Genomic DNA, 718 nt, shown 5'->3' on the forward strand with positions numbered 1-718 from the left:
TCTCCAGTACGCGTGTATATTTTGCTTAATCGATTGCCCATCTTTATATCCTTAACGGTTTTTATGATTGAATGGTGGTAGTTGCCTACTCATTGTAGTATTTTACGCCTGTTTTCGCTAAGATAATGGGTTACGTTAAAATTATAATCATACATCGGTACGGCTTGCTTATTTGCTGCGGCTGATATTTTCAATCTATTTATTTTATTTATGCTACAAGGCTCTTTTATTATGACCACACCACTTGCAGATGCGATGTCTCAACTTGCTATTTATGACTCACTGACTGGCGGCAAGCGTCCGTTTGAACCACTCAAAGCAGGTAAAGTGGGTATGTATGTGTGTGGCATGACCGTCTATGATTATTGTCATATCGGGCACGCGCGAATGATGATTGGGTTTGATATGGTGGTACGTTGGCTCACTCAATTGGGTTATGACGTCAATTACGTGCGTAATATCACTGATATTGATGACAAAATTATTGCGCGCGCTGCCGAGAATGGCGAAGAGATTGGGGCGTTGACCCAGCGCTTTATTACAGCGATGCATGAGGATTTTGCAGCCCTTGGCTGTTTGGCGCCTGATGCTGAGCCGCGCGCGACCGACCATATTGATGATATGCAAACCATGATCGAGACGCTGGTCACAGGTGACTATGCCTATGCAGGCGACAATGGCGATGTTTACTATGCTGTCGATAGTTTTGCGGATTATG

Annotated in this window: 1 protein-coding gene; it reads left to right on the forward strand. The window is 44.0% G+C overall.

Annotation, left to right across the window (positions count from 1 at the left end; genetic code table 11):
• Positions 1–231: 231 nt before the first annotated feature.
• The coding region (locus ACS8FC_RS17380; RefSeq protein ID WP_439297703.1) for a class I tRNA ligase family protein at positions 232–718 on the forward strand (487 nt) is incomplete at its 3' end.

The organism is Psychrobacter sp. 1Y4 (genome assembly GCF_051847555.1).